Annotated in this window: 24 protein-coding genes; 18 read left to right on the top strand and 6 right to left on the bottom strand. The window is 49.3% G+C overall.

Annotated features, from left to right (window positions below):
* The first annotated feature begins 265 nt into the window (after positions 1 to 265).
* The 11 genes from ACEN2G_RS09405 (at position 266) to hemB (ending at position 8,500) form a co-directional block, all read left to right on the top strand.
* A complete protein-coding gene (locus ACEN2G_RS09405; RefSeq protein ID WP_442021231.1) occupies positions 266 to 565 on the top strand; it encodes a hypothetical protein in 300 nt (99 codons plus the stop codon).
* Positions 566 to 1,290: 725 nt separating this feature from the next.
* Positions 1,291 to 1,491 carry a tautomerase family protein gene (locus ACEN2G_RS09400; RefSeq protein ID WP_442021230.1) on the top strand — a complete coding sequence of 67 codons (201 nt, stop codon included), beginning with the start codon at positions 1,291 to 1,293 and terminating at the stop codon, positions 1,489 to 1,491.
* Between the two features lie 204 nt (positions 1,492 to 1,695).
* Positions 1,696 to 2,082, top strand: coding sequence for a fluoride efflux transporter CrcB (gene crcB / locus ACEN2G_RS09395; protein ID WP_442021229.1), 387 nt, complete (start codon positions 1,696 to 1,698; stop codon positions 2,080 to 2,082).
* 57 nt (positions 2,083 to 2,139) lie between these two features.
* Complete coding sequence (gene ubiE, locus ACEN2G_RS09390; protein ID WP_442021228.1) at positions 2,140 to 2,895, top strand: bifunctional demethylmenaquinone methyltransferase/2-methoxy-6-polyprenyl-1,4-benzoquinol methylase UbiE; 756 nt, start codon at positions 2,140 to 2,142, stop codon at positions 2,893 to 2,895.
* Positions 2,895 to 3,515 carry a ubiquinone biosynthesis accessory factor UbiJ gene (locus ACEN2G_RS09385; protein WP_442021227.1) on the top strand — a complete coding sequence of 207 codons (621 nt, stop codon included), beginning with the start codon at positions 2,895 to 2,897 and terminating at the stop codon, positions 3,513 to 3,515. The genes ubiE and ACEN2G_RS09385 overlap by 1 nt, the downstream gene beginning before the upstream one ends.
* Positions 3,512 to 5,149 carry a ubiquinone biosynthesis regulatory protein kinase UbiB gene (ubiB, locus tag ACEN2G_RS09380; protein WP_442021226.1) on the top strand — a complete coding sequence of 546 codons (1,638 nt, stop codon included), beginning with the start codon at positions 3,512 to 3,514 and terminating at the stop codon, positions 5,147 to 5,149. The genes ACEN2G_RS09385 and ubiB overlap by 4 nt, the downstream gene beginning before the upstream one ends.
* 73 nt (positions 5,150 to 5,222) lie before the next feature.
* Entirely contained in the window at positions 5,223 to 5,489 is a 267-nt protein-coding gene (gene tatA / locus ACEN2G_RS09375; RefSeq protein ID WP_442021225.1) for a twin-arginine translocase TatA/TatE family subunit, read from the top strand.
* Positions 5,490 to 5,491: 2 nt separating this feature from the next.
* Positions 5,492 to 5,914, top strand: a complete 423-nt coding sequence (gene tatB, locus ACEN2G_RS09370; protein ID WP_442021224.1) for a Sec-independent protein translocase protein TatB — start codon at positions 5,492 to 5,494, stop codon at positions 5,912 to 5,914.
* Positions 5,915 to 6,667, top strand: a complete 753-nt coding sequence (gene tatC / locus ACEN2G_RS09365; protein WP_442021223.1) for a twin-arginine translocase subunit TatC — start codon at positions 5,915 to 5,917, stop codon at positions 6,665 to 6,667.
* A complete protein-coding gene (locus ACEN2G_RS09360) occupies positions 6,664 to 7,443 on the top strand; it encodes a TatD family hydrolase (RefSeq protein ID WP_442021222.1) in 780 nt (259 codons plus the stop codon). Before tatC ends, ACEN2G_RS09360 begins: the two co-directional genes overlap by 4 nt.
* A gap of 19 nt (positions 7,444 to 7,462) precedes the next feature.
* Entirely contained in the window at positions 7,463 to 8,500 is a 1,038-nt protein-coding gene (gene hemB / locus ACEN2G_RS09355; protein WP_442021221.1) for a porphobilinogen synthase, read from the top strand.
* A 215-nt stretch (positions 8,501 to 8,715) separates the two neighbouring features.
* On the opposite strand, the gene gppA is transcribed toward hemB, so the two are convergent.
* Together gppA and rhlB are read right to left on the bottom strand one after the other, a co-directional pair.
* Positions 8,716 to 10,224, bottom strand: coding sequence for a guanosine-5'-triphosphate,3'-diphosphate diphosphatase (gppA, locus tag ACEN2G_RS09350; RefSeq protein WP_442021233.1), 1,509 nt, complete (start codon positions 10,222 to 10,224; stop codon positions 8,716 to 8,718).
* A 38-nt stretch (positions 10,225 to 10,262) separates the two neighbouring features.
* Positions 10,263 to 11,540, bottom strand: coding sequence for an ATP-dependent RNA helicase RhlB (gene rhlB / locus ACEN2G_RS09345; protein ID WP_442021220.1), 1,278 nt, complete (start codon positions 11,538 to 11,540; stop codon positions 10,263 to 10,265).
* A gap of 122 nt (positions 11,541 to 11,662) precedes the next feature.
* Here rhlB and trxA point away from each other — a divergent pair, with 122 nt between their 5' ends.
* From trxA to fre, 4 genes are all read left to right on the top strand, one after another.
* Positions 11,663 to 11,989: a thioredoxin TrxA gene (gene trxA / locus ACEN2G_RS09340; RefSeq protein ID WP_442021219.1), complete on the top strand. Its 327-nt coding sequence runs from the start codon at positions 11,663 to 11,665 to the stop codon at positions 11,987 to 11,989.
* A gap of 196 nt (positions 11,990 to 12,185) precedes the next feature.
* Positions 12,186 to 13,451 (top strand): transcription termination factor Rho, encoded by a 1,266-nt coding sequence (gene rho / locus ACEN2G_RS09335; protein ID WP_442021218.1) that lies wholly within the window; start codon positions 12,186 to 12,188, stop codon positions 13,449 to 13,451.
* Between the two features lie 132 nt (positions 13,452 to 13,583).
* A complete protein-coding gene (gene ubiD, locus ACEN2G_RS09330; RefSeq protein WP_442021217.1) occupies positions 13,584 to 15,065 on the top strand; it encodes a 4-hydroxy-3-polyprenylbenzoate decarboxylase in 1,482 nt (493 codons plus the stop codon).
* A gap of 80 nt (positions 15,066 to 15,145) precedes the next feature.
* Positions 15,146 to 15,844: an NAD(P)H-flavin reductase gene (fre, locus tag ACEN2G_RS09325; RefSeq protein ID WP_442021216.1), complete on the top strand. Its 699-nt coding sequence runs from the start codon at positions 15,146 to 15,148 to the stop codon at positions 15,842 to 15,844.
* A 130-nt stretch (positions 15,845 to 15,974) separates the two neighbouring features.
* Here fre and ubiK read toward each other — a convergent pair whose 3' ends face one another.
* A complete protein-coding gene (gene ubiK, locus ACEN2G_RS09320; protein WP_442021215.1) occupies positions 15,975 to 16,253 on the bottom strand; it encodes a ubiquinone biosynthesis accessory factor UbiK in 279 nt (92 codons plus the stop codon).
* 164 nt (positions 16,254 to 16,417) lie between these two features.
* A complete protein-coding gene (gene ilvY, locus ACEN2G_RS09315) occupies positions 16,418 to 17,302 on the bottom strand; it encodes an HTH-type transcriptional activator IlvY (RefSeq protein ID WP_442021214.1) in 885 nt (294 codons plus the stop codon).
* Positions 17,303 to 17,663: 361 nt separating this feature from the next.
* Between ilvY and ilvC the strand changes: the two genes are divergently transcribed.
* Both ilvC and tcdA read left to right on the top strand, forming a co-directional pair.
* Positions 17,664 to 19,151: a ketol-acid reductoisomerase gene (gene ilvC / locus ACEN2G_RS09310; protein ID WP_442021213.1), complete on the top strand. Its 1,488-nt coding sequence runs from the start codon at positions 17,664 to 17,666 to the stop codon at positions 19,149 to 19,151.
* A 518-nt stretch (positions 19,152 to 19,669) separates the two neighbouring features.
* Positions 19,670 to 20,458: a tRNA cyclic N6-threonylcarbamoyladenosine(37) synthase TcdA gene (tcdA, locus tag ACEN2G_RS09305; RefSeq protein WP_442021212.1), complete on the top strand. Its 789-nt coding sequence runs from the start codon at positions 19,670 to 19,672 to the stop codon at positions 20,456 to 20,458.
* Positions 20,459 to 20,541: 83 nt separating this feature from the next.
* On the opposite strand, the gene csdE is transcribed toward tcdA, so the two are convergent.
* Positions 20,542 to 20,958 carry a cysteine desulfurase sulfur acceptor subunit CsdE gene (gene csdE, locus ACEN2G_RS09300; RefSeq protein WP_442021211.1) on the bottom strand — a complete coding sequence of 139 codons (417 nt, stop codon included), beginning with the start codon at positions 20,956 to 20,958 and terminating at the stop codon, positions 20,542 to 20,544.
* Positions 20,958 to 22,172: an aminotransferase class V-fold PLP-dependent enzyme gene (locus tag ACEN2G_RS09295; RefSeq protein ID WP_442021232.1), complete on the bottom strand. Its 1,215-nt coding sequence runs from the start codon at positions 22,170 to 22,172 to the stop codon at positions 20,958 to 20,960. Before ACEN2G_RS09295 ends, csdE begins: the two co-directional genes overlap by 1 nt.
* Before the next feature lie 393 nt (positions 22,173 to 22,565).
* On the opposite strand from ACEN2G_RS09295, the gene rep reads away from it, so the two are divergent.
* Positions 22,566 to 24,581, top strand: coding sequence for a DNA helicase Rep (gene rep / locus ACEN2G_RS09290; protein ID WP_442021210.1), 2,016 nt, complete (start codon positions 22,566 to 22,568; stop codon positions 24,579 to 24,581).
* Positions 24,582 to 24,767: the final 186 nt, after the last annotated feature.

Genomic DNA, 24,767 nt, shown 5'->3' with positions numbered 1-24,767 from the left:
TGCCGACGTGGATCGAGTGAAATCACTATGTAATCGAAGCTGGACAAAACTGATCTAATGTTTAATCCGATTGGTATAACGCAATCGTATCCTCTTTACCTAAAATAGAGATCCTATAAGTTGTCTCTGTCGGCAGTTTCTCGCTTCTTCAGATGCACAAACGACTACATCTATTTTGTCTTGGGCTAACCTTAGAATCGAGGATAAGTGATACTAAAAGATTACTTATGTATAGAAACGGAAAAATTTAGCCAAGGAAATAAGTATGTTAGATGAGAAACGGATTTATACGTTACGTAATGGTGATAGTCAGGTAATCATAACTATTCATCCTTGCAACACCATAGAAGTTGATATTCCTGAACAGCATCGGCATCTTGTTGGCGAGTTAGAAAAAGTGCATTTCAAGCTAAATGACTTAGGTGTGCTTTTAGTCTGCAACGAAAAAGGCTGTTCTCAGATTGAAGATGTATCTTTACAATTATCACGTAGAGATACTTTTGATCTGTATGCCGTAGTGAGTGAGGTTATAGAAGAATACGAAAGATTAATGTCCGATCTATAACATGTTGATCCTATTCGTAGCTTGATGGTTGGTGAATAATAATTAAAATCCTTGCTCATTTGTATACGGCTTTGTCATTTTGATCGCTAGCTGCTGCCTAACTTTAGCTCTGGGTGTTACTTTATACCAATCTGGAAAACTAACTGATCTATTTAGCTATCTTGTAAAGGTCGAACGAAGGGGCTACTTCACCGACACGCCTTAATAATGCCACTCATCATTTCAGCCCACTGCGAACATTCACTGGATGTTCGCTCAGACTGAAATGATTCGTCTCGGCGAGACAAGCTCGCCCCATGCACGCTCAGCACATGACGTCCGACCGCCAAGGATGGCGGGAGTCTCAGCATTGCAGGAGCCTTTGCTGACCTGTCATGTGATGGTCGCTTGAGTAGAGCCCTTCATCCGCCCCTGTGCTGCGGCGTCGCCTGTGGGAACGCTCTGCAGACAACTCGGTGCTTAAGGAGAGGCAACAGAGTTCGGCTCCCACGACCGTGAAATGCCAAGGAAGGCATTTCCCGAGCCCCCATGGATGGTTTATGGCGTGTCGCGGGAGGTGATTCTGTTGCCTTTCGTTCCGAGCTTTAAAATCGATCATATTTTTACTTAGATTGGTATTAGTTGTGTTTTTCAGCGGGCGTTGAGCCTTATAGATTTGACTAAGTTCGGCTTTTTTAATGTAATGGCCAGTCATTTTAATAATCAAAGACGTAAAGGAAATTTTCATGCCAATTTTAAATATTGCGTTAATTGAAGGTCGCTCTAATGAGCAGAAAGAAGCTTTGATCAAAGAAGTGACAGATGCCTGTGTACGAGCACTCGATGTTAAACCTGAGACAGTGCGTATTTTGCTGCAAGATATCGCGATCCAAGACTTTGGCGTGGCGGGTGAGTCGGTGAAGGCGAAGCGTGAACGCTTGGCTTAATATTTAAACCGCATTGGCAGGGTAAATATTTTGCCCTGCTAAAAATGGTATCCATCACCCTTAACCACACTTTTAATTGACCCTGCGTATTTTTCACTCATGTCTTCACTTATCTAGCCGAGCTCAGGGCAATGACGGTGGGTTTTATCATTCGTCAGGCGTACACTAAAACTCCCGTTTAGACGCTAATTATTTGAGTCACAAATGAAAGCTTTGTTATTTATCGCGATCGGTGGTGCTTGTGGTTCTAGCTTGCGTTTTGGTGTGACCGAACTTATGGCGCTGCTACTGGGTCGTTCATTTCCATTTGGTACATTAACAGTGAACTTACTGGGTTCACTGTTAATGGGCTGCATGTTCATTTTAGTGCAACAGGATATATTAAGTCATCATAGCTGGCGGCCATTTGTGATGGTGGGTTTGCTAGGGGCGCTCACCACTTTTTCTTCTTTTTCCCTCGATAGCTTGTTATTAATTGAACAAGGTCAATGGCTTAAAGCGATGTTGAATGTGTCCCTCAATGTGGTTTGTTGTATTATGTTAACTTACTTAGGCATGCTGCTAACGACTCATCTGCTAGCTTCGCGTTAGTCTAGGATACGTATTTGCAGTACACTCACTTACTTTGATTTTATAGGTGCCTCCAGCATGTCAGAACAAGACAAGTCGACCACTCACTTCGGTTACAAGACGGTAGAAGCCAACGAAAAAGAGCAAATGGTAGCAAGTGTCTTTCATTCGGTGGCAGCTAAATATGACATCATGAACGATTTGATGTCATTTGGTATTCATCGCTTGTGGAAGCGCTTCACCATAGATTGTTCAGGGGTGCGTAAAGGACAAAGAGTACTGGACTTAGCTGGCGGCACTGGCGACTTGACCGCGAAATTTTCGCGCATTGTCGGTGAAACGGGTCAGGTGGTACTGGCAGATATCAACGACTCCATGCTTAAAGTCGGTCGCGATAAGCTGCGTAATAAGGGGCTAGGCAACAACATCTCTTATGTGCAAGCCAACGCCGAAGCACTGCCATTTCCAGATAATCACTTTGATTTAATTACTATCGCCTTCGGTTTGCGCAACGTGACCGATAAAGACAAAGCGCTCGCCTCTATGCAGCGCGTGTTAAAGCCGGGCGGGCGCTTGTTGGTGTTAGAGTTTTCTAAGCCGCAGCATGAAATCATGAATAAGCTTTATGACTTCTACTCTTTTAATATCTTGCCTAAAGTCGGCAGCTTGGTGGCCAAAGACGGCGACAGCTATAAGTACTTAGCCGAGTCAATTCGTATGCATCCGGATCAAGACACCCTTAAGGGTATGATGGAGCAAGCGGGTCTGGAGCAGGTTGAGTACTTCAATCTCACCGACGGCATAGTCGCCTTGCATCGCGGGTTTAAATTCTGATGCGCTCCTTGTTACTTCCTTTATTGAATGGCTCATTAGAAACGGCGTTTAATCGCTTGTTGCTCAATGATGCCGAGCGCTTAAAAAAAGCGGCGCCCTTACAAGGAAAAACACTGCAACTCACCATCACTGGTGTATTGAGTCTGTATTTGCTGTTCTGCGACCACAAAGTGGTGGTATTGCAAACCTTTGAAGGCGTAGCAGATAGCCACTTGAGCCTTTCGCTCAGTGCCATCGGCCTGCTAAAAGACAAAGGCTTGTTGATGCAATATATACGAGATGGCAGTATCGACTTGCAAGGCGATCCGACGCTTTGGCAGGCCTTTTCAGAACTGCTGAAAGCTCCCAATGTTGATATTGAAGCTTGGCTAGCTCCTTATACGGGGGATGCCTTGGCCCATCTTATGGTTCGTCATTCCAGTGAGCTGGCTCGCTCGATGCAGGTGAGAGGGCAAGCGTTAGGGGTACAGTTAGGTGATTATGTGCGCGAAGAGGCGCGTTTAGCCGTAGGTCCCCTTGAGTTCGCCGACTTTAGTGATCAGGTGGCGGAACTACATAAGCAGAGCTTACAGCTAGCCATACGTTTGGCGACCTTAACGGATAATATTAGGCATTCATGAAAAAGCTCCGTGAACTAGCACGACTCTATCAGATAGGTAAGACGCTGTTCGAATACGGCTTAGACGAGCTGATCCCGGCCCGTTTACAGATTTGGCCGGCGCGTATTGCCAGAAAAAGTATCTTTTGGCTGAAGAATCGCTATCCCGACCTGTCTCGCGGGGAGCGTATTCGGTTGGCGTTCGAGCACTTGGGGCCTGTGTTTATTAAGTTTGGTCAAATGCTCTCCACGCGTCGTGACTTATTAGCGCCAGACATAGCCGAAGAGCTGGCCTTATTGCAAGACAGAGTGCCGTCTTTTGATGGCGCTTTAGCGCAGCAACTTATTGAAACTAGCCTAGGTGCACCCATTGCTGAGTTATTTGACGGCTTTGAAGTGCGGCCTTTGGCGTCGGCCTCTATTGCTCAAGTACACACGGCTCGCCTAAAAACGGGCCAAGAAATCGTGATCAAGGTGATACGGCCAGATATAGAGAAAACGATTGCAGCCGATGTGAGTTTAATGCACACCTTGGCCTACCTAGTGGCAAAGTTTGCACCTGAGCGCACCCAGCGTTTACGACCGGTTGCCGTGGTGGAAGAATACCGCAAGACGTTATTCGATGAACTTAACCTATTGCGTGAAGCCGCTAATGCCATTCAATTGCGCCGCAACTTTGAAGGCTCAGGCACCCTGTATGTGCCGGAGATCTATTCCGATTACTGCCGTGAAAATGTGCTGGTGATGGAGCGAATCTACGGTATTCCAGTGTCGGATATAGCGGCACTGAAAGCCAATGGTACCAATATGCAATTGCTCGCAGAGCGGGGCGTAGAGGTTTTTTTCACACAGGTGTTTCGTGACAGTTTCTTTCATGCGGATATGCACCCAGGTAATATCTTCGTCTCTTATGAACATCCCCAAGACCCGCAGTGGATTGGTATTGACTGCGGCATAGTCGGAACCCTGAACAAAGACGATAAGCGCTATTTGGCCGATAACTTTTTGGCCTTCTTTAATCGCGATTATCGTAAGGTGGCCGAGCTACACGTTGAATCTGGCTGGGTGCCAGCAGATACTAAGATAGAAGAATTTGAGTCGGCGATTCGTACCGTGCTGGAGCCTATCTTTGAGAAACCGTTGTCGGAGATTTCTTTCGGCCATGTGCTACTCAATCTATTTAATACCGCCCGTCGTTTTGATATGGCGGTACAGCCCCAGCTGGTCTTGCTACAAAAGACGCTTTTATATGTCGAAGGTGTGGGCCGACAGCTATATCCGCAGCTTGATTTATGGAAGACCGCCAAGCCCTTTTTAGAAGAGTGGATGCAGCAGCAAGTGGGTTACAAGGCGGTGATTAATGCGGTCAAAGAAAAAGCACCATTTTGGGCCGAAAAATTGCCAGAGTTGCCCGAATTAATTTATGACGCGTTGCGCCAAGCCAAGCTACAGCAGCGCCAAGTACAGGGTTTGTATAACCAGTTTGCGGTGCATGATAAAGATCAGAGTAAAGGGCGCTTCTTGCTCGCCATGGGCGCGACGCTATTGCTGGCCAGCACTTTGCTGTTGGCCATGGATAAAAATCAGTGGGCTATGTCGGGTTTGGTGTTGACGTTGGTAGTTTGGTTGCAGGGTTGGCGGAAAATCGCACGCTAATGTGATCGAGTATCAAGGTATTGTCATCAAGCTCGGTTATGATGTGGTTTTATTTTAGATAGGAAAAACGATTATGGGTGGAATCAGTCCAGTTCAGTTGCTAATTGTGTTGCTAATTGTGGTGTTATTGTTCGGCACTAAAAAATTACGCGGTATGGGTAGTGACTTAGGCTCTGCGGTAAAAGGCTTTAAGAAGGCGATAAGCGACGACGAGAAAAATGCGGCGAAAGACAAGCAAGATGCGGACTTTGAACAAGAAGCATTGTTTGATAAGAAGGATCAAGCAGAAACGCTGAGCCCTAAAGATCAAGAAAAAACCAAAGATAATGATCGAGTATAAGCATGTTTGATATCGGTTTCTGGGAGCTAGTGGTGATTGGCGTGGTCGGACTGTTAGTGCTGGGCCCCGAGCGATTGCCGGTGGCGATCAGAACCGTATCACGCTTATTTAAAACCGTGCGTGATACTGCCAATGCGGTGAAAACTGAGCTCAGCCAAGAGCTGCGGATGGAAGAGTTGCATCGGGATCTCAAAAAGGCCGAGCAGCTCGACATTAAGCACTTGAGTCCGGAGCTTAAAGAGTCGGTTGACCAGTTAAGAGACGCTGCGGCATCGGTGACGCGTCCTTACGAAAAGAAGGCGTCAGCAGAATCATCACCAGCGCCACAGACCTCGTCTACACAGCCGCCAATTGTGCCAGACGCCGCTGCTAATAAAACAGACGTTACGGTTGACTCATCATCGGCTTCTCAGGATAAATCTTAAATGAATCAAATACATCAGCCTTTGTTCAGCCATCTAGTGGAGCTGAGAGGGCGCATTTTGCGTGCCTTCGCCGCTATATTGTTGGTGTTTGTGGCTTTGGTGTATTTTGCTAACGATATTTATAGCATCTTGGCCGAACCCTTACTGCGCCAATTACCCGAGGGCGGCACCATGATTGCCACTGGGGTGGCGACGCCATTTTTAACGCCGATGAAGCTAACCTTAATTGTGTCCTTCTTTCTGGCTATCCCTTATGTGCTGTATCAGGTGTGGGCTTTTGTGGCACCTGGCCTGTATAAGCATGAAAAACGTTTAATTGCCCCCTTAGTCTTTTCCAGTGCGCTGCTGTTTTATGCCGGCGCGGCTTTCGCCTACTACGTAGTGTTTCCCCTGGCTTTTGGTTTCTTCACCAAGATGGCGCCGGAAGGGGTGACCATAGCCACCGACATCGCCAGTTATTTAGATTTTGTATTAGGGCTGTTTATCGCCTTTGGCATCGCCTTTGAGATCCCGATTGCCACCATCTTGATCTGTTGGACCGGCATGATGACGCCTAAAGAGCTGGCCAGTAAGCGCCCGTACGTGATTGTGATTGTATTTGTGGTGGGCATGCTACTCACGCCGCCAGATGTTATCTCGCAGACGCTGCTGGCGATTCCCATGTGGATGCTGTTTGAAGTGGGCGTGTTCTTCGCGCGTTTCTATGTACGAAAAGATACCGACGCAGAACAAGAGCAGGACTCGGCTTCATGATAGATATAGGTGTTAACCTCACCGACCGGCAATTTGATGCCGACCGAAATGAGGTGATAGCACGCGCCAAGGCTGCAGATGTATCTGCCTTGATCTTGACCGGCACTAACCTCACCGCCAGCCAGATTGCCGCCGACTATGCAGCCAGCCAGCCGAACTTTTGCTATGCCACCGCCGGCATTCACCCTCACGAAGCCAAAAGCTTCGATGAGCACAGCCTAAGCGCATTGCGTACCTTGGCGCTGCGCCCAGAAGTGGTGGCTGTGGGTGAATGTGGGCTGGATTTTAATCGCGACTTTTCGCCGCGCCCCCAGCAAGAAGCCGTGTTTGAGGCGCAACTGGCCTTGGCTGCCGAGCTGCAACTGCCGGTGTTTATGCACTGTCGCGATGCCCATCAGCGCTTTATGGACATATTAACGCCGTGGCGCAATAAATTGCCGGCGGCCGTATTGCATTGCTTTACCGGCAGCCAAGATGAGCTGAAAGATTGCCTCGACCTTGACTTACATATCGGCATCACCGGCTGGGTTTGCGATGAGCGCCGAGGCCAAAGTCTGCAGCAGCTGGTGTCGCTAATCCCTGCCAATCGTTTAATGATAGAAACAGACAGCCCTTATCTGTTACCGCGTGATTTAGCGGTGAAGCCTAAAAGTCGGCGTAATGAACCCGCTTACTTAGGCCACATCGCACACCGTATTGCCGCCTGTCGGGGCGAAAATCCCGACCAGCTGATTGCCGATACCTCGGCGACCAGTCGTGCCTTTTTCCGTATTTAGTTCTTTGCTTGGAGCAGTCATGACTCAACAGATATTTGGTAATTTTCAATCTCGTCGTTTACGCCGCACTCGTAATCAAAATTTTAGCCGTCGCTTAGTGCGCGAAAATACGCTTACGGTAGACGATCTTATTTATCCGATGTTTGTCTTGCCGGGTGTGGGCCGTCGCGAAGCCGTAACCTCTATGCCGGGCATAGACCGCTTATCGATTGACTTACTGTTAGTGGAAGCCGGAGAGTTGGTGAAGTTAGGCGTGCCTTTAATTGCCTTATTTCCGGTGGTGGATGCCAGCCAGAAAAGCTTAATGGCAGAAGAAGCCTACAACCCCCAAGGCTTGGCTCAAGAAGCAGTTCGGGCGTTAAAAGCCGCTTATCCCGAGCTTGGCGTAATGACAGATGTGGCGCTGGATCCGTTTACCGTGCACGGTCAAGACGGCATCTTGGATGATAACGCTTATGTGCTAAACGATATCACCACTGAGGTGCTGGTGAAGCAGGCGCTGAGCCAAGCCGAGGCCGGTGCCGATATAGTGGCGCCCTCTGACATGATGGATGGCCGTATCGGTGCTATTCGTCAAGCACTCGAAGCCGCCGGTTTTATTAACACCCAGATCATGGCGTATTCCGCCAAATATGCCTCTAACTATTACGGTCCTTTTAGAGATGCAGTCGGCTCGGCCGCCAACTTGAAAGGTGCCAACAAATCGACTTATCAGATGGATCCGGCCAATAGCGACGAAGCGCTACAAGAAGTGGCCTTCGATATTGAAGAGGGTGCCGACAGCGTTATGGTGAAGCCGGGCATGCCTTATCTGGATGTGGTGCGCCGCGTGAAAGATCAGTTTGGGGTGCCGACTTTCGCCTATCAGGTAAGCGGTGAATACGCCATGCACATGGCCGCCATTCAAAACGGCTGGTTGAAAGAGCGTGAAACCGTGTTGGAGTCCTTGATGTGCTTTAAGCGCGCCGGTGCTGATGGCATTCTCACTTACTTCGCCAAACGCGTGGCTACTTGGCTGAAAGAAGAGCAATTAGCCAAATATGCTGATAAAGAGTAGAAATAAAGAAGGCGCCGCAAGGCGCCTTTTTTCAACACAAAACCATTTTTGCCACGGAAGTAGAGCAAAAGAACAAGAGCGAGACAGATACTTTTTGTAAGGTCTATCCAATAGAACCGTCTTGTTCCCTAGTGTTTTGTCCGTGTTCTTCCGTGTATTCCGTGGCGAGAAAGTCTTAAGCTCTTGTTTTTCTTTGGCCCCTCACACTTTACCTCTTACTCTTCACGGTGTTTTATAACCAAGGGCCAACCCAACTCGGTTTGGCGTTGTGCTTCTTGCTGTAGTTCACTGGCACGCAGATGGTGCGTTTGGCTCCAGTTAGTCGGTAGTGTCAGCGTGAGCTGTGAGCCTTGCGCACGGATCTGAAACTCCGGCACAGTACCGCGAGTGCGGCGCAGGCAAAGAATAATGCTGATGCGTAACAAACGAGCCAGTAACACGGCCTGCTCGGTACTGATGGCACTTTGCTGTTCGAGTGCATCAAATTGAAAGTCATCGCGCTGATTAAGCAGTAGCGCAGCCAACAACTGCTTTTGCGCACCGGTAAAACCGGGCAAGTCGATGTGACTGATAATATAAGCCCCATGTTCTGGTGCTCGCTTATATTCGATACACAAACCCAGCTCATACAAGAGCGCCGCCCAGCCCAACATGGCGCTGGCCGAGTCGTCTAGCTCTAACTCTTGTTCGGTAGCTTGTGCGGCTAACTGGTTCAAGGCATTGAGCGCCGTGTTGCGCACACGTTCGGCTTGGGTGCGATCGAGCTGATAGCGGCTGATCACACTATTGGCGCTGCGCTCACGGGCATCGCAGTCTTGGCCTTGGCCTAACATGCCGTACATCAGTCCTTCGCGTAGCGCGCCACCGGCCAACACCATGTCATCTATGGCCAGCATATCGAACAAGGCAATTAAAATAGCGAGGCCTGAAGGAAACACGCTGGCGCGGTCGGCGTGTAATCCGGATAGGCTCAGCTTATCTAATTGCTGGCAGGCGATGGCTTGCTGCTTTAGCACCTGTAGCTTGGCCAAGGTAATGCGTTCGTCTTCACCTTGGCTGACCATAATTTCTTGAATGGCTTGTATGGTGCCTGAGGCGCCGATACAGCCTTGCCAGCCTAGTTTAAGATAAGCACCGGCCACGGGGGTTAGCACGTGGCGTGCGGCCGCTATGGCCTGTGCAAAATTGCTTTCTGATAACAAACCATCGGCAAAGTAGCGTTTCAGCCAAGTGACGCAGCCCATGTTTAAGCTGTTCAGCAGCAGCGCCGAGGTGCCTTCGCCAATGACCAGCTCGGTACTGGCGCCGCCGATATCGATGGCCAAGCGTCGGCCTGTGCCCGAGGAAGTCCAAGCCACACCTTCATAAATCAGCGCCGCTTCTTCTTCGCCGGAAATCACGCGAATGGGATGGCCCAAAATGGCTTGGGCAGTTTCTAAAAAAGCGTTGATATTGCTTGCGATACGCAAAGTGGCGGTGCCGACGATACGAATATGCTCTGCGGGAATATCTTGCAGCTGCTCGGCGAACAGCTGCAAACAATCCCAACCTCTTTGCATGGCAGCCTGATCAAGACTGCCGTCTGCTTGAAGGCCGGCGGCCAAGCGTACCTTGCGCTTAATTTTAGCAAGCGTACGGCTGGCTCCTGCTACCTCATGCACCACCAACATATGAAAGCTGTTTGAGCCTAAGTCGATGGCGGCGTACAGGGCGCTATTTTTCACACCATTAGTCACACCAGTGCTCACACCATTACTCCTGGTTAGCTACGACGACGGTGTGGCGCGCTGGGGCGGCGTTGACCGTCATTAGGTTTGCGATTAGAGCTAGCTCTATGATGATGAATACGCAATGGTGGCGTCACATCATCGAGCAAGGCGGCTTTATCGTAATCCGTTACCGGGATTGGGTGCTCGATATAGGTTTCTATCGCCGGTAAATTAAATACATATTCTTCACAGGCAAAACTAATCGAACAACCACTGGCGCCGGCACGACCGGTACGGCCAATGCGATGCACATAGTCTTCTGCATCATCAGGCAAGTCGTAGTTAAAAACATGGCTCACATCCGGAATATGTAGCCCGCGTGCTGCCACATCCGTGGCCACTAAAATATCCAGTGCGCCACTAGTAAAGTCTTCCAAAATGGTCATGCGTTTACGCTGGGGAACATCGCCGGTGAGCAGGCCAACTCTATGACCGTCGGCTTCCAGCCAGCCATGAACTTTTTCACAGCTGTGCTTGGTATTAGCAAACACGATAGCCTTCTCGGGCCATTCGCTTTCCATCAAGGTCAACAGTAATAACAGCTTGTCTTCTTGGGCCGGATAAAACAGCTCTTCTTTGATACGGATGCCCGTTTTACGCTCAGGCTCAATAGTGACTTGCTCTGGACTGTTCATGTGTTCGTAGGCCAGCTCTTGCACTCGTAGCGAAAGCGTGGCCGAAAACAGCATATTTATCCGCTGGTTCGCCGGCGGCATGCGACGGAATAAAAAGCGAATATCTTTGATAAAGCCCAGATCAAACATGCGATCCGCTTCGTCGAGCACCACTACTTGAATGGCGCCCATGTCGATCACTTGTTTTTTTAAGAAGTCGATAATGCGACCGGTAGTGCCGATTAAAATATCCACACCGGCGTTAAACACGGCAGTTTGTTCTTCATACCCTTCACCGCCATAAGCTAGGCCCAACTTGAGACCCGTATTGGCACTGAGGGTGTCCGCATCATTATGGATTTGTACCGCAAGCTCTCGGGTCGGTGCCATAATAATGGCTCTGGGCTGATTAAGCTGGCGATGTTCTGGAATGGGCGTGGTTAAGAGATGATTAAAGGTGGCGGCGAGAAAGGCGATGGTTTTGCCGGTACCGGTTTGGGCTTGCCCTGCTATATCCTTGCCTGCAATTAAATGGGGTAACGACAACGCCTGTATTGGCGTGCAGTTGTGAAATCCTTTTGCGTCCAGTCCGGCGACAACTTGATGTTGTAGACCTAATTGGGCAAATTTTACGTCAGTTAAGTGTGTTTTGCTCATAACGTTCAGAATATCAGGTTAGGCTTGCAATAATAAACAGGATCGTTTGGAATAGACCAACTAAATTCTACATTGTCTCGACATTTGCTGTTGAGTGATAAAAAAACTGACTGGAGTTGGAGATGAGTGACAAAATTGTGCAGCTGACCGATGCCAGCTTCGAAGCGGACGTGCTTAAAGCTAGTGGTCCCGTATTAGTCGATTTTTGGGCTGAATGGTGTGGTCCTTGTAAAATGATTGCCCCAATTTTGGCTGAAGTGGCCGAAGAGTACGAAGGCAAGATAACTATCGGTAAATTGAATATCGACCAAAACGCCGATACCCCACCTAAGTTTGGTATTCGCGGTATTCCTACCTTGCTGTTGTTTAAAAACGGCGAAGTAGCCGCGACTAAAGTAGGCGCGCTGTCTAAGTCTCAGTTAAAAGAGTTCCTAGACGCTAACCTGTAATAGCGAGATTGAACAAGGGATGCGCAAAGCATCCCTTGTTGTTTTTATAGACTGTCGGCCTTTTTAGTGTTAATTTACTGATCGTTTGCTAACCTACATTTGTGCCAGCTTATAACGGCCCTGCATTTTTAAGTCTCATCCCAGCAGACTTTTTCCTTACTATTTTACATATCCTGGTTGATAGAAACCCACCACTATGAATCTGACTGAACTCAAGAATACCCCCGTCTCTGAGCTAGTGAAGCTTGGCGAGACCATGGGCTTGGAAAACCTAGCCCGTTTACGTAAGCAAGACATTATATTTGCAATCCTGAAGGCACATGCCAAAGGCGGCGCGGATATTTTTGGCGATGGCGTGTTGGAAATCTTGCAAGATGGCTTCGGCTTTCTACGCAGTGCCGACTCTTCCTATTTGGCTGGACCCGACGATATCTATGTCTCTCCCAGTCAGATCCGTCGTTTCAACTTGCGCACCGGCGACACCATAGCCGGTAAAATACGACCACCTAAAGAAGGTGAGCGTTATTTTGCGTTGCTTAAAATTAACGAAGTTAACTACGACCGCCCCGAAAACGCCCGTAATAAGATTTTGTTTGAGAACTTAACGCCATTACATGCCAACGAGCGCATGAGAATGGAACGCGGCAATGGCTCAACCGAAGATATTACGGCGCGCGTACTCGACTTGGCCTCGCCAATCGGTAAAGGTCAGCGTGGTTTAATAGTGGCACCGCCAAAAGCCGGTAAAACTATGCTGTTGCAAAACATCGCGCAAAGCATCGCTTACAACCATCCAGAATGTGTGTTGATCGTATTATTGATCGACGAACGTCCGGAAGAAGTGACCGAAATGCAACGCATGGTGAAAGGTGAAGTGATTGCTTCTACCTTCGATGAACCGGCACAGCGTCATGTGCAAGTGGCTGATATGGTAATTGAAAAAGCCAAGCGTCTGGTTGAACACAAGAAAGACGTGGTGATCTTACTCGACTCCATCACACGACTTGCCCGCGCTTATAACACCGTTATCCCTTCTTCTGGCAAGGTATTGACCGGTGGTTTGGACGCCAACGCCTTGCACCGTCCTAAGCGTTTCTTTGGTGCGGCTCGTAATGTAGAAGAGGGCGGCAGCCTGACTATCATCGCCACCGCGCTGGTCGAAACCGGCTCTAAGATGGATGATGTTATCTACGAAGAGTTTAAAGGTACAGGTAACATGGAGCTGCACTTGTCGCGCAAAATTGCCGAGAAGCGCGTCTATCCTGCTATCGACATTACTCGCTCTGGTACTCGCCGCGAAGAATTGCTGACCACGCCGGATGAACTGCAAAAGATGTGGATCTTGCGCAAAATTGTCCACCCTATGGGTGAGAGTGATGCGGTCGAGTTCTTGATCGACAAGTTGGCCATGACCAAGACCAACGATGAATTCTTTGATGCCATGAAACGCCAGCAAAAATAAGCGTTTGATGCTCAACAAAACCGCGGCTGGTCCGCGGTTTTTTATTGCCCATGACTTTTTTTATTGGCCATTACAAGGCAAAGCTAACAGGCTATAATCGTTAGCCTTTGTCGATGCACTTGGAATAAACCTATGAAATATAAGGACTTGCGCGACTTTATTACGCAACTCGAAGCTCAGGGCGAACTCAAGCGTATCAAGCATGAAATCGATCCCTATCTAGAAATGACCGAAATTTGTGATCGCACGCTCAAGGCGGGCGGTCCGGCGCTGTTGTTTGAAAATCCCAAAGGCTTCGATATGCCGGTGTTAGGCAACTTGTTTGGCACTCCCAAACGGGTGGCCATGGGCATGGGCCAAGCAGATGTGGGAGCCTTGCGTGAAGTAGGCCGCTGGCTGTCGTATTTAAAAGAGCCAGAGCCACCTAAAGGCTTGAAAGAGCTGATGGAAAAACTGCCCATCTTTAAGCAAGTGCTCAATATGCCGACCAAACGGCTGAAGAAAGCCCCCTGCCAAGAAGTTGTCTTGGAGGGCGAGCAAGTGGATCTTACCCAATTGCCGATTCAGCATTGCTGGCCTGGAGATGTGGCGCCGCTGGTTACTTGGGGTTTAACCATCACTCGAGGGCCTTATAAGAAACGGCAAAATCTCGGTATTTATCGCCAGCAGTTACTCGGCAAAAATAAGCTGGTCATGCGCTGGCTCAGCCACCGTGGCGGCGCGCTGGACTTTAAAGAATGGCAAGAAGCCAATCCCGGCCAGCCTTATCCCGTTGCGGTGGCCTTAGGTGCGGATCCTGCCACTATCTTGGGCGCCGTGACGCCTGTGCCCGACACCTTATCTGAATACGCCTTTGCCGGGCTATTGCGTGGCAGCCGTACCGAAGTGGTGAAGTGTATCGGCAGTGATTTAGAAGTACCCGCCAGCGCCGAAATTGTCTTGGAAGGCTTTATTTATCCGAATGAGATGGCGCCCGAAGGGCCGTACGGCGATCACACGGGTTATTACAACGAAGTGGACGAGTTTCCGGTATTCACAGTGGAGCGGATCACCCGTCGTCATGATGCGATTTACCATTCAACTTATACCGGTCGGCCACCGGATGAGCCGGCGATTTTAGGCGTGGCGCTCAATGAAGTGTTTGTGCCTATCTTACAAAAACAGTTCCCAGAAATTGTGGACTTCTACTTGCCGCCCGAAGGCTGCTCTTATCGGATGGCGGTGGTGACCATTAAAAAGCGCTATCCGGGTCATGCCAAAAGTGTCATGCTCGGCGTTTGGTCGTATTTACGTCAATTTATGTACACTAAGTTCGTGATCGTCTGTGACGATGACATTAATGCCAGAAATTGGAACGATGTGATCTGGGCCATTACCACGCGCATGGATCCGGCCCGCGATACGACGCTCATTGAACATACGCCCATCGATTATTTAGACTTTGCTTCGCCGGTGTCTGGCCTTGGCTCAAAAATGGGGATGGACGCCACCAATAAATGGCCGGGTGAAACCGACCGTGAATGGGGCGTGCCGATAGAGATGCCAGCACAAGTGAAACAAAAGGTAGACAGCTTATGGGACGAGCTGGGGATCTTCGATTCCCCTATCAAATAGAGCGCTAAATAGATCGTCAAGTCGAGTGTTAAACAGATCGCCAAATAGCGCGTCAAACAGAATAAACTCAAAGGATAGTCATGCAGAAAGTAACATGTAGTGTAGAAGCCCTAGAAGAGATGGCCGATACCCTGTGGTATGTACGCTTAAAGCCAGAAATACCGGTGGATTTTCTGGCTGGTCAATATCTATTGGTGGTGATGGCCGAAGATGATAAACGTCCGTTTTCGATAGCCAATACCATGAGTGACGAAGGTCTGTTGGAAATGCACATAGGTGCCACAACCGATAATACCTATGCCATGCAAGTGCTCAAGCGCATGCAAGACCAAGGGCAGATTGATGTGCAGTTGCCCGCGGGTAAGGCGCATTTACGCGCCGACTCCCATCATCCTGTGATCTTGATGGCGGGGGGCACTGGCTTTTCTTATACCCGCTCTATCTTGCAGCAGATGATCGCCGACGGCCTGCGCCAACCGGTATTTTTATATTGGGGTGTGCGTTTTGCTCAGCATTTGTATGCGGATCAAGAAATGAAAGCTTGGGCGGCTGAACACCCACAGCTTACCTATATTCCCGTGATCCAAAACGAGGAAGAGCAGTGGCACGGTCGTACCGGTTTAGTGCACGAAGCTATCATGGAAGACTTCTTAAGTTTGCACGACTACGACGTGTATATAGCTGGGCGCTTTGAAATGGCCGGTGTGGCGCGTGAAGCCTTTAAAGAAAAAGGCGTGATCAGCGAGCAGTTATTTGGCGATGCTTTCGAATTTATTTAAGACTTAACTTAAATAGCGCTAAAGCGCGCACAAAAAAATAAGCCAGTAGCGATTGATTCGCTACTGGCTTATGTGTTTTTAGCATACGGCTGACAAACATGCCGCTCTCACTTGCTGGGCTAACGCTTGTTCAGTCTTGCTGTTTAGCATCGACTACTTGACCAGCCGTTAATTTCTGCTCGAGCAGTGCAAGCTTAGCTTCCATGTCATTGAGCTTTTCACGTGTACGCAGCAACACCTTGGTTTGCACATCAAACTCTTCGCGGGTCACCATATCCAGCTTGCCCAATTGGGCTTGCAGCACGGCACGAATGCGTTTTTCTGCTTCTTCGCCCATATTTTTGATGCCGCTGGGTAGGCTATTTTGGATCTGGCGAGCTATGTCTTCTAATTTTTTAGGGTCTAACATGATGATCTCCTTAGGCTATAGCGCATTTTAGCCTTAATTCATCTGCGGCGTCAGCCTTTCGGGCAGCTATAAGCTCGAAGCTGAGAGCTTGAAGAAAGACCGAGTCTGTAGGTTTGATGTTTAGTTTTAACTGACCGCTTCTAGCTTATCGCTTCCAGCTACCTTTAAACCGGCTCTAACGCCGTTTGTTGGAAGGCTTGGATCAGTGGGTCATCGAGACGTTTCTTCAATAAACACACCCCCACTTCAATGGATTTTAACGCCGGCGTGGCAGATAGCACCCGCACCTTGTCGCCCATAGGGCTGTGATCGATAACCACACGCGGCACCACACCTATACCAAAACCTAACGCCACCATACCGATAATGGCCTCGTTGCCTGCCACTTCAGCATAAATATTAGGGCTGATGCCTTTACTCTTAAACCATTGATTAGCGCGCTTTCTGGCTACACCTTGCTCGGATAAGATCACCGGCAAGCGCTGCCAGTCCAGCGGCTTTTGTTCTAATAGCTCGCTGACGGGGCCGGCCGTGGTCGGCGCGATAAACACCATGGGCACGGTTTGTAAATTAATAAAATGCACCTTAGCGGGCAGCGCATCGGGGCGAGCGGCTATGGCCAGCTCGCTTTCATCGTCGAGAATTTTATCGATGGCCAAGGCTGGGTCACCGGTTTCTAGACGAATTTCAAGGCGCGGATAACGGCTGCGAAAGCGCTCTAAAATACTGGGCAATAAGAAATAGCTGGCGGTCACCGAGCAATAAACGCGTAACCGGCCTTGTAGGCTGTCGTCACCATTTTTTAGCTCTTGCTTTAGATGCTGCCAGTCGCTGAGCCAACCCATAGCAAATTGCTGCAAACGGTTACCCGCAGGGGTGAGCGACACGGTGCGGTTATCGCGGATAAACAGCTCGCAGCCGATGTCTTGTTCGAGGCGTTGAATGGCACGGCTGAGCGTAGACGGGCTCACTGCCATCGCATCGGCGGTGTGGCCAAAGTGTAAACTCTGGCTTAAGTGCACAAATAATTCGAGATGACGAAAATCCACGGCGTTTTCCTTAGGCGATACGAGACTAAACAACAAAACATTTGTAACGAAATCCACAAAACCCACGAAAAGATAGAGATCAAATCTAAAAAATATTTAATGGATAGACCTAAAGCACGACTCTCATCTTCAATCTTTGCTTTTATTTCAGCTTAATTTTTTCGTGTTCTTTTGTGGATTTCGTTGCGAAAAGGTCTTGATCCTAGAGTTCTTAATAGTGTTGCATAAATCGCAACACTCTGTTTCGAATATATCATTTTAAGCAATGATGTGTCTGAGGTATAGTAGCTCTGTCGACATCGCAGCCTAGTTTGCAGCGGTGCAAAAATTTCTCTTCATGAATTAATAGGAAGTTTATTCAATGGCTAATAATTATTTTAATACTTTGACTCTGCGCGAGCAGCTTGCGCAGTTGGGCAAGTGCCGCTTCATGAAGCGCAACGAATTTGCCGATGGTTGTAACTTCCTGAAAGGTAAAAAAGTAGTTATCGTCGGTTGTGGCGCACAAGGCCTGAACCAAGGCTTGAACATGCGTGACTCTGGCCTTGATGTTGCTTATGCACTGCGTGACGAAGCTATCGCCGAGAAGCGCCAGTCTTACAAGCAAGCGACCGAGAACGGCTTCAAAGTTGGTACTTACCAAGAACTGATCCCAACAGCTGACTTAGTCATGAACCTGACTCCTGACAAACAGCACACCTCTGCCGTTAACGCCGTTATGCCGTTAATGAAAGAAGGCGCAACTTTGGGTTACTCTCATGGCTTCAACATCGTTGAAGAAGGCATGCAGATCCGTAAAGACATTACCGTGGTCATGGTTGCTCCTAAGTGCCCAGGTACTGAAGTACGTGAAGAATATAAGCGTGGTTTCGGCGTACCAACTCTGATTGCCGTACACCCAGAAAACGACGCTAAAGGCGAAGGTTTGGCCGTTGCTAAAGCCTGGGCATCTGCCACTGGCGGCGACCGTGCCGGCGTTTTAGAATCTTCTTTCGTAGCCGAAGTTAAGTCTGACTTAATGGGCGAGCAAACCATTCTGTGTGGCATGTTGCAAGCTGGCGCTATTTTAGCCCACGAAAAAATGCTGGCCGACGGTATCGATGCCGGTTATGCAGGCAAGCTGATCCAGTTCGGTTGGGAAACCATCACCGAAGCGCTGAAGCAAGGCGGCATCACCAACATGATGGACCGTTTGTCTAACCCTGCCAAAATCAAAGCGTTCGACTTGGCTGAAGAGCTGAAAGAGCTGATGCGCCCATTGTTTAACAAGCACATGGATGACATCATCCAAGGCAATTTCTCTGCCGGCATGATGGCTGATTGGGCCAATGACGACAAAGACCTGCTGACTTGGCGTGAACAGACTGCCGACACTAGCTTCGAGCAGTATCCAGCGACTGACGTTGCGATCGGCGAGCAAGAATACTTCGACCACGGCATCCTATTGGTAGCCATGGTGAAAGCCGGCGTTGAGTTGGCGTTTGAAGCCATGACCGCATCAGGCATCATCGATGAGTCTGCTTACTATGAGTCTCTGCATGAGCTGCCACTGATTGCCAACACAGTTGCTCGTAAGCGTTTGTACGAAATGAACGTGGTTATCTCTGACACGGCAGAATACGGTAACTACTTGTTCGCTAACGCCGCCGTGCCTTTGTTGCGTGAGAAGTTCATGCCTAAGGTAAGTACCAACGTAATTGGTAAGGGCTTCGAAGTTGAGACTAACTCAGTAGACAACCGTCGCTTGATTGACGTGAACGAAGCGATTCGTAATCACCCCGTTGAGATTATCGGTAAGACCCTGCGTTCTTACATGACCGACATGCAAAACATCGCCGTTGGTGGTTAGTCGTAAAGTTGAATAGGCGCTTTAACTAGCGCGATATGAAAAGGGAGCTTAGGCTCCCTTTTTTGATCCTGAGTTTTAACGGTAATTCAGAGTGTCACCGATTAGCATATAGAGGCTGCTGAACAACCACCGCCGACTCGCTAAGCTGCATCCTTGCGACGCTCAGCACCTAACGTCCATGTTATGTGATGGTCGGCTGCGGTTATCTCAGCAGCCTCTTCGTTAGTATTTTAGTGTTCTGCTGGAGATACTGTCTGTTGATGTCATCAGCAGGCGGCTCTATATCGTTGAAAGAGGAGGTAGGAATTGTCGTAGCCAACCGTTAAATGCCATGGTCAACAAAGGCTCCTGCAATGTTGACACTCGCGCTGTCCATGGCGCTCAACGGCATTTGCCGAGCGTCACATGGATGTGGGTTAGCGCGTTGGCGTAGGCAATCCAGCTACCTCTTTGCACCGCTGTATTCCCCAACCTCAACGGAGCTTGATATACTGGCCGCACATTTAGTGGGAGTGAATATGAGTTTTGATCAGCGTTTTGGTGGTATTGCCCGACTGTACGGCACTCATGCATTGGCAACCTTTTCACAAGCAAACGTGTGTGTGATCGGCATAGGTGGCGTGGGCTCTTGGGCGGCAGAGGCGCTGGCGCGCTCGGGCATAGGTGCCATCACGCTGTTGGATATGGATGACATCTGTATCACCAATACCAATCGGCAAATTCATGCACTCACCAATCAGATTGGCCAAGAAAAAACGCAGGCTATGGCGGAGCGCATTGCCTTGATCAATCCTGACTGCAAAGTCACCGTCATCGATGATTTTATCAGTAGCGAAAATCAGGCGGACTATTTGCTGCGCGATTTTGATTATGTGCTGGATGCGATCGACTCAGTAAAAGCTAAGGTGGCTTTGATCGCCTTTTGTAAGCGCAACAAGATCCCGGTGATCACCGCCGGTGGTGCTGGCGGGCAAACGGATCCCAGTCAGATCCAGATCCGAGATCTCAGTAAAACGATTCAGGATCCCTTGGCGGCCAAGGTGCGCAACGAGCTGCGTCGTTTTCACAATTTTAGTAAAAACCCTCAGCGCAAATTTGGCGTAGACTGCGTGTTCTCTACCGAACAGCCCAAATATCCAGACGGCAATGGCGGCATCTGCAATGCCAAACCTGAGCTAGACGGCACCATGAAAATGGACTGTGCCTCGGGCTTTGGTGCCATCACCCACATTACCGCCACTTTTGGTTTTTTTATGGTGAGCCGAATATTGGCTAAGTTAGCTTTGAAAAGTGATCGTGAAGCGTAAATAGTGAGGGGTGAGGCGGAAAACACCGAATCTAAAGATACGGGTGTTACTCCTCACGCCTTTCGCCTTACTCCTCACGGTTTTTACTGGCAGCTTTGTTTTATAGCCGCGACCACTGCCCGCAGGCCGTTCCCCCGCGATGGGCTTAGGTGGCTTAATAGCTGCAGTTCGGCGAAGTAGGCTTCCATGTCGAAGGCTTGAATGTGCGCGGCGGTTTTATTGTTCAGCGCCGCTAGCACCACCGCCATCAAGCCTTTAACGATACGCGCATCTGAGTCGCAGTGTAGCTGCCACAATCCATTAGTATTTTGCTCGCTCACCAGCCAAGCTTGGCTTTCACAACCGTGAATGGCGTTTGCTTCTATCTTATCTGCATCATCTAATGCCGGTAACTGCTTGGCTAATTTGATCAGTTCTCTATAGCGGGCTTCCCAGCCATGAGCGGCGGCAAATAGGTTGCGAACTTCGGTGTCGGTAATGGTGTTTCCGAATGGCTGCATTAGAAAAATTCCCGAGCTTTATCAAGACCCGCCAACAAGGCGGCAATGTCGTCTGCGCTATTATAAAAAGCGATGGATGCGCGAATGGTGCCTTGTGACAAGTCCAACGCCTGCATTAAAGGCATGGCGCAATGGTGGCCGGTGCGCACCGCTATGCCTTGCATATCGAGTAGGGTGGCCAAGTCTTGTGGGTGCGCATCATCAATCACAAACGACACGGCACCGGCTTGCGGGCGACCAATAATACGCACGTCTGGCATGGCGTTTAGGCCAGCCAGCAGCTGATCCATTAAGGCTTGTTCATGTACCACTAAGGCTGCGCGATCCAAACCCGATAAATAATCCACGGCTGCAGCCAAACCAATGGCGCCGGCAATATTAGGCGTACCCGCTTCAAACTTGAAAGGCAGCTCGCCAAAAGTGGTGCGCGCGAAGCTCACATTTTTAATCATCTCGCCACCGGTTTGCCAAGGTGGCATGGCCTCCAATAATTCCCGTTTTCCATAGAGCACGCCAATGCCGGTGGGGCCAAACATCTTGTGGCCCGAGAACACATAAAAGTCACAATCTAGCGCTTGCACATCTATGGGGAAATGACCCACCGCTTGTGCGCCATCAATCAGCGTCACCGCACCCACTGCCTTGGCCATGGTAATCAATTGTTTAATGGGATTAATGATGCCTAGCGCATTAGAGATATGACTGACCGCCAGCAGCTTAGTGCGCGTTGAGAACAAGCTGGTCACCGCCTCCATATCCAGCTCGGCATCTTCAGTTAATGGAATCACCTTAATGATGGCGCCGGTGGCCGCTGCCACTTGCTGCCACGGCACTATATTGGCGTGATGCTCCATGGTGGACAGCAAGATCTCATCGCCCGCTTTAAGACTGTGCATGCCAAAGCTGTAGGCCACTAGATTAATGGCCTCAGTGGTGCCGCGCGTCCAAATCACTTGGGCATTATCTGGGGCATTAATAAAGGTCGCGACCTTAGCGCGTGCGCCTTCAAAAGCCTGAGTCGCTTGGCCACTTAAGGCGTGAGCGGCTCTGTGCACGTTGGCATTTTGGCTCTGGTAATAATACTCAAGCGCTTCCAACACAGCTCGTGGCTTTTGGGTGGTGGCGGCGTTATCTAGATACACCAAGGGCTGGCCATTAACGGTGTGAGCCAGAATAGGGAAGTCGAGTCTAAGAGTCTGTATATCGAGGGCCATCATAAGTTCAGGTAAATAAGCACTGGCAAGATCATGGGCGGTTAAGAGAGAAGAGTAAAGGGTAAAGAGGACGAGATAAGCCAAATCAACTCCTCTTTCGCAACGGAACCCGCGGAACCCACGGAAAAATAGTGATCAAATCTGAGAGTGATGATTAATGGTAAGGGCCAAACAAACGCCCATCAGAGGTCGAGCTCTTACCAATAAAATTATTGTCACTTGTCGATCTTATCCCATCTTTATTTTTCCGTGTTCTTCTGTGGATTCCGTGGCGAAGTGGCTTTAGGTGTTTCTCTTAGCTTACCGTTTAAAGCTGCCCGAAGGGCTTACGCCTTTCCCCTCTGCCCGCTAGCCGTTAGAATAGCGCTCCTGTTTCACTGTCGGAATGCCCTTATGAAATTAAATCCAGCCCAAGACGAAGCCGTGCACTTTATTGGTGGTCCTTGCCTAGTGCTGGCGGGCGCCGGCAGTGGCAAGACGCGGGTGATCACCAATAAAATCGCCTATCTGGTGCGTAAATGTGACTATAAAGCGCGAAATATCGCCGCTGTGACTTTTACTAACAAAGCCGCCCGCGAGATGAAAGAGCGGGTGCTGCAAACCTTAAGCAAATCTGAAGCGCGCGGCTTGATGGTGTCCACGTTTCATAGTCTGGGTCTAGATATCATTCGCCGTGAGCATAAGACGCTGAACTTAAAGGCCGGTTTTACGTTGTTTGACGATCAAGATCAGCTGGCGCTATTAAAGGATCTGACGGATCAAGAATTAGACGGTGATAAAGATGCACTCAGTCGCTTAGTCAGCACCATTTCTAATTGGAAAAACGATCTGGTGTTGCCGGCGCGTGCCGCACGGATCGCCAATGATCCAGAGCAAGTGTTATTTGCCCAGTGTTATGAGCGTTATCAGCGGCAAATGAAGGCCTATAACGCGCTGGATTTTGATGACTTGATCCTGATGCCCACCTTATTGCTGAAAACTAACGATGAAGTACGCCAGTTTTGGCAAAACAAAATTCGCTATCTGTTGGTGGATGAATATCAAGATACCAATGCCAGCCAATATGAACTGGTGAAGCTGATTGCCGGTGAGCGGGCGCGTTTTACCGTGGTGGGTGATGATGACCAATCGATTTATTCTTGGCGCGGTGCGCGACCACAAAACTTGGTGTTACTGAAAGACGATTATCCGCAGCTAAAAGTGATCATGCTGGAGCAAAATTATCGCTCCCGTGGCCAAATCTTGCAATGCGCCAACATCTTGATTGCTAATAACCCACACGTATTCGAAAAAAAGCTGTTTTCTGAGATGGATTACGCGGCACCGGTGCGGGTGTTATTTGCCAAAAATGAAGAGCATGAAGCAGAGCGTGTGGTGGCCGAGATCATGGGCCATAAGTTTATGAACGGCAGTAAGTTTGGCGAATATGCGATTCTCTATCGCGGCAACCATCAATCGCGCTTGCTAGAAAAGCAGCTGATGACCAACCGTATTCCCTACAAGATCAGCGGCGGCACCTCGTTTTTCTCGCGCAGTGAAATCAAAGACATAATGGCGTATCTGCGTCTGTTGGTGAATCCCGATGACGATAACGCCTTCTTGCGGGTGGTAAATACACCGCGCCGTGAAATTGGCCCCACTAGCTTAGAAAAACTGGGTACTTACGCTAATCATCGCAGTAAAAGCCTGTTTGCCGCCAGCTTTGAGATGGGCCTAGAGCAAACTCTCGATGGTCGCGGCTTGGTCGCTTTGCGTGCCTTTACCAATTGGTTGGTGCGCCGCGGTGAAGAAGCCGAGCGGGGTAATGCGGTGGAAGCGGTGCGCGATATGATCAAAGACATTAACTACGAAGAATGGCTATACGACAGTTCACCCAGCCCCAGAGCCGCCGAGATGCGCATGAAAAACGTGTCTACGCTGTTTAAGTGGGTCAGTCAGATGCTGGAAGGTTCAGAGGTTGACGAAGCCATGACCTTGCCGGAAGTGGTGATCCGCTTGACGCTGCGCGACATGATGGAGCGCGGTGAAGACGAAGATGATGGTGAGCAGGTGCAACTCATGACGCTGCATTCGTCTAAGGGCTTGGAGTTTCCTTTTGTGTTTATGGTGGGCATGGAAGAGGGCTTATTGCCCCACCAAAGCAGCATAGATGAAGACAATATCGAAGAGGAACGCCGTCTTACTTATGTCGGTATTACCCGGGCCCAGCAGGCGCTGACCTTTACCCTGTGTCGCGAACGTCGCCAATATGGCGAGCAACTTCGCCCCGAGCCGAGTCGTTTTTTATTAGAGCTGCCGCAGCAAGATCTCGATTGGGAACATAATCGCAAACCACCGAGCGAAACCGAGCGCATGGAAAAAGGCCAAGCGAGTATCGCTAACTTAAGGGCCATGTTTGATAAAAAATAAGCCCTTCGCTACTCTTTCCTTAAGTTCTTCTGTAACCACATAACGCTACAGTTTATAATGCTTAAATATCAGGCTTAAGCAATACTTTGTTTTGCTTATTCTTTGTTGGTGGTGTGATTTTAATAAAATATGCTGAATTGTTTTTATTGTATCTTCGCTTGGCAAGCCGGCCTGACTCTCAGCACG

This window comes from Oceanisphaera sp. W20_SRM_FM3, from assembly GCF_052119705.1.
Classification (GTDB): Bacteria; Pseudomonadota; Gammaproteobacteria; order Enterobacterales; family Aeromonadaceae; genus Oceanimonas.
The sequence above is the reverse complement of the archived record's forward strand: the minus strand, read 5'-3'. Positions and strand labels throughout refer to the sequence as shown.

Bases quoted from the DNA above. Each gene is read 5' to 3' on its own strand.
- ubiB (WP_442021226.1), top strand. From the start codon at position 3,512: ATGAAAAAGCTCCGTGAACTAGCACGACTCTATCAGATAGGTAAGACG.
- hemB (WP_442021221.1), top strand. From the start codon at position 7,463: ATGACTCAACAGATATTTGGTAATTTTCAATCTCGTCGTTTACGCCGC.
- tatC (WP_442021223.1), top strand. From the start codon at position 5,915: ATGAATCAAATACATCAGCCTTTGTTCAGCCATCTAGTGGAGCTGAGA.
- ACEN2G_RS09295 (WP_442021232.1), bottom strand. From the start codon at position 22,172: ATGGCCCTCGATATACAGACTCTTAGACTCGACTTCCCTATTCTGGCT.
- tcdA (WP_442021212.1), top strand. From the start codon at position 19,670: ATGAGTTTTGATCAGCGTTTTGGTGGTATTGCCCGACTGTACGGCACT.
- ACEN2G_RS09405 (WP_442021231.1), top strand. From the start codon at position 266: ATGTTAGATGAGAAACGGATTTATACGTTACGTAATGGTGATAGTCAG.
- crcB (WP_442021229.1), top strand. From the start codon at position 1,696: ATGAAAGCTTTGTTATTTATCGCGATCGGTGGTGCTTGTGGTTCTAGC.
- fre (WP_442021216.1), top strand. From the start codon at position 15,146: ATGCAGAAAGTAACATGTAGTGTAGAAGCCCTAGAAGAGATGGCCGAT.
- rep (WP_442021210.1), top strand. From the start codon at position 22,566: ATGAAATTAAATCCAGCCCAAGACGAAGCCGTGCACTTTATTGGTGGT.
- ACEN2G_RS09385 (WP_442021227.1), top strand. From the start codon at position 2,895: ATGCGCTCCTTGTTACTTCCTTTATTGAATGGCTCATTAGAAACGGCG.
- tatA (WP_442021225.1), top strand. From the start codon at position 5,223: ATGGGTGGAATCAGTCCAGTTCAGTTGCTAATTGTGTTGCTAATTGTG.
- ubiE (WP_442021228.1), top strand. From the start codon at position 2,140: ATGTCAGAACAAGACAAGTCGACCACTCACTTCGGTTACAAGACGGTA.
- rhlB (WP_442021220.1), bottom strand. From the start codon at position 11,540: ATGAGCAAAACACACTTAACTGACGTAAAATTTGCCCAATTAGGTCTA.
- ilvC (WP_442021213.1), top strand. From the start codon at position 17,664: ATGGCTAATAATTATTTTAATACTTTGACTCTGCGCGAGCAGCTTGCG.
- csdE (WP_442021211.1), bottom strand. From the start codon at position 20,958: ATGCAGCCATTCGGAAACACCATTACCGACACCGAAGTTCGCAACCTA.
- ACEN2G_RS09400 (WP_442021230.1), top strand. From the start codon at position 1,291: ATGCCAATTTTAAATATTGCGTTAATTGAAGGTCGCTCTAATGAGCAG.
- ACEN2G_RS09360 (WP_442021222.1), top strand. From the start codon at position 6,664: ATGATAGATATAGGTGTTAACCTCACCGACCGGCAATTTGATGCCGAC.
- ubiK (WP_442021215.1), bottom strand. From the start codon at position 16,253: ATGTTAGACCCTAAAAAATTAGAAGACATAGCTCGCCAGATCCAAAAT.
- trxA (WP_442021219.1), top strand. From the start codon at position 11,663: ATGAGTGACAAAATTGTGCAGCTGACCGATGCCAGCTTCGAAGCGGAC.
- tatB (WP_442021224.1), top strand. From the start codon at position 5,492: ATGTTTGATATCGGTTTCTGGGAGCTAGTGGTGATTGGCGTGGTCGGA.
- rho (WP_442021218.1), top strand. From the start codon at position 12,186: ATGAATCTGACTGAACTCAAGAATACCCCCGTCTCTGAGCTAGTGAAG.
- ubiD (WP_442021217.1), top strand. From the start codon at position 13,584: ATGAAATATAAGGACTTGCGCGACTTTATTACGCAACTCGAAGCTCAG.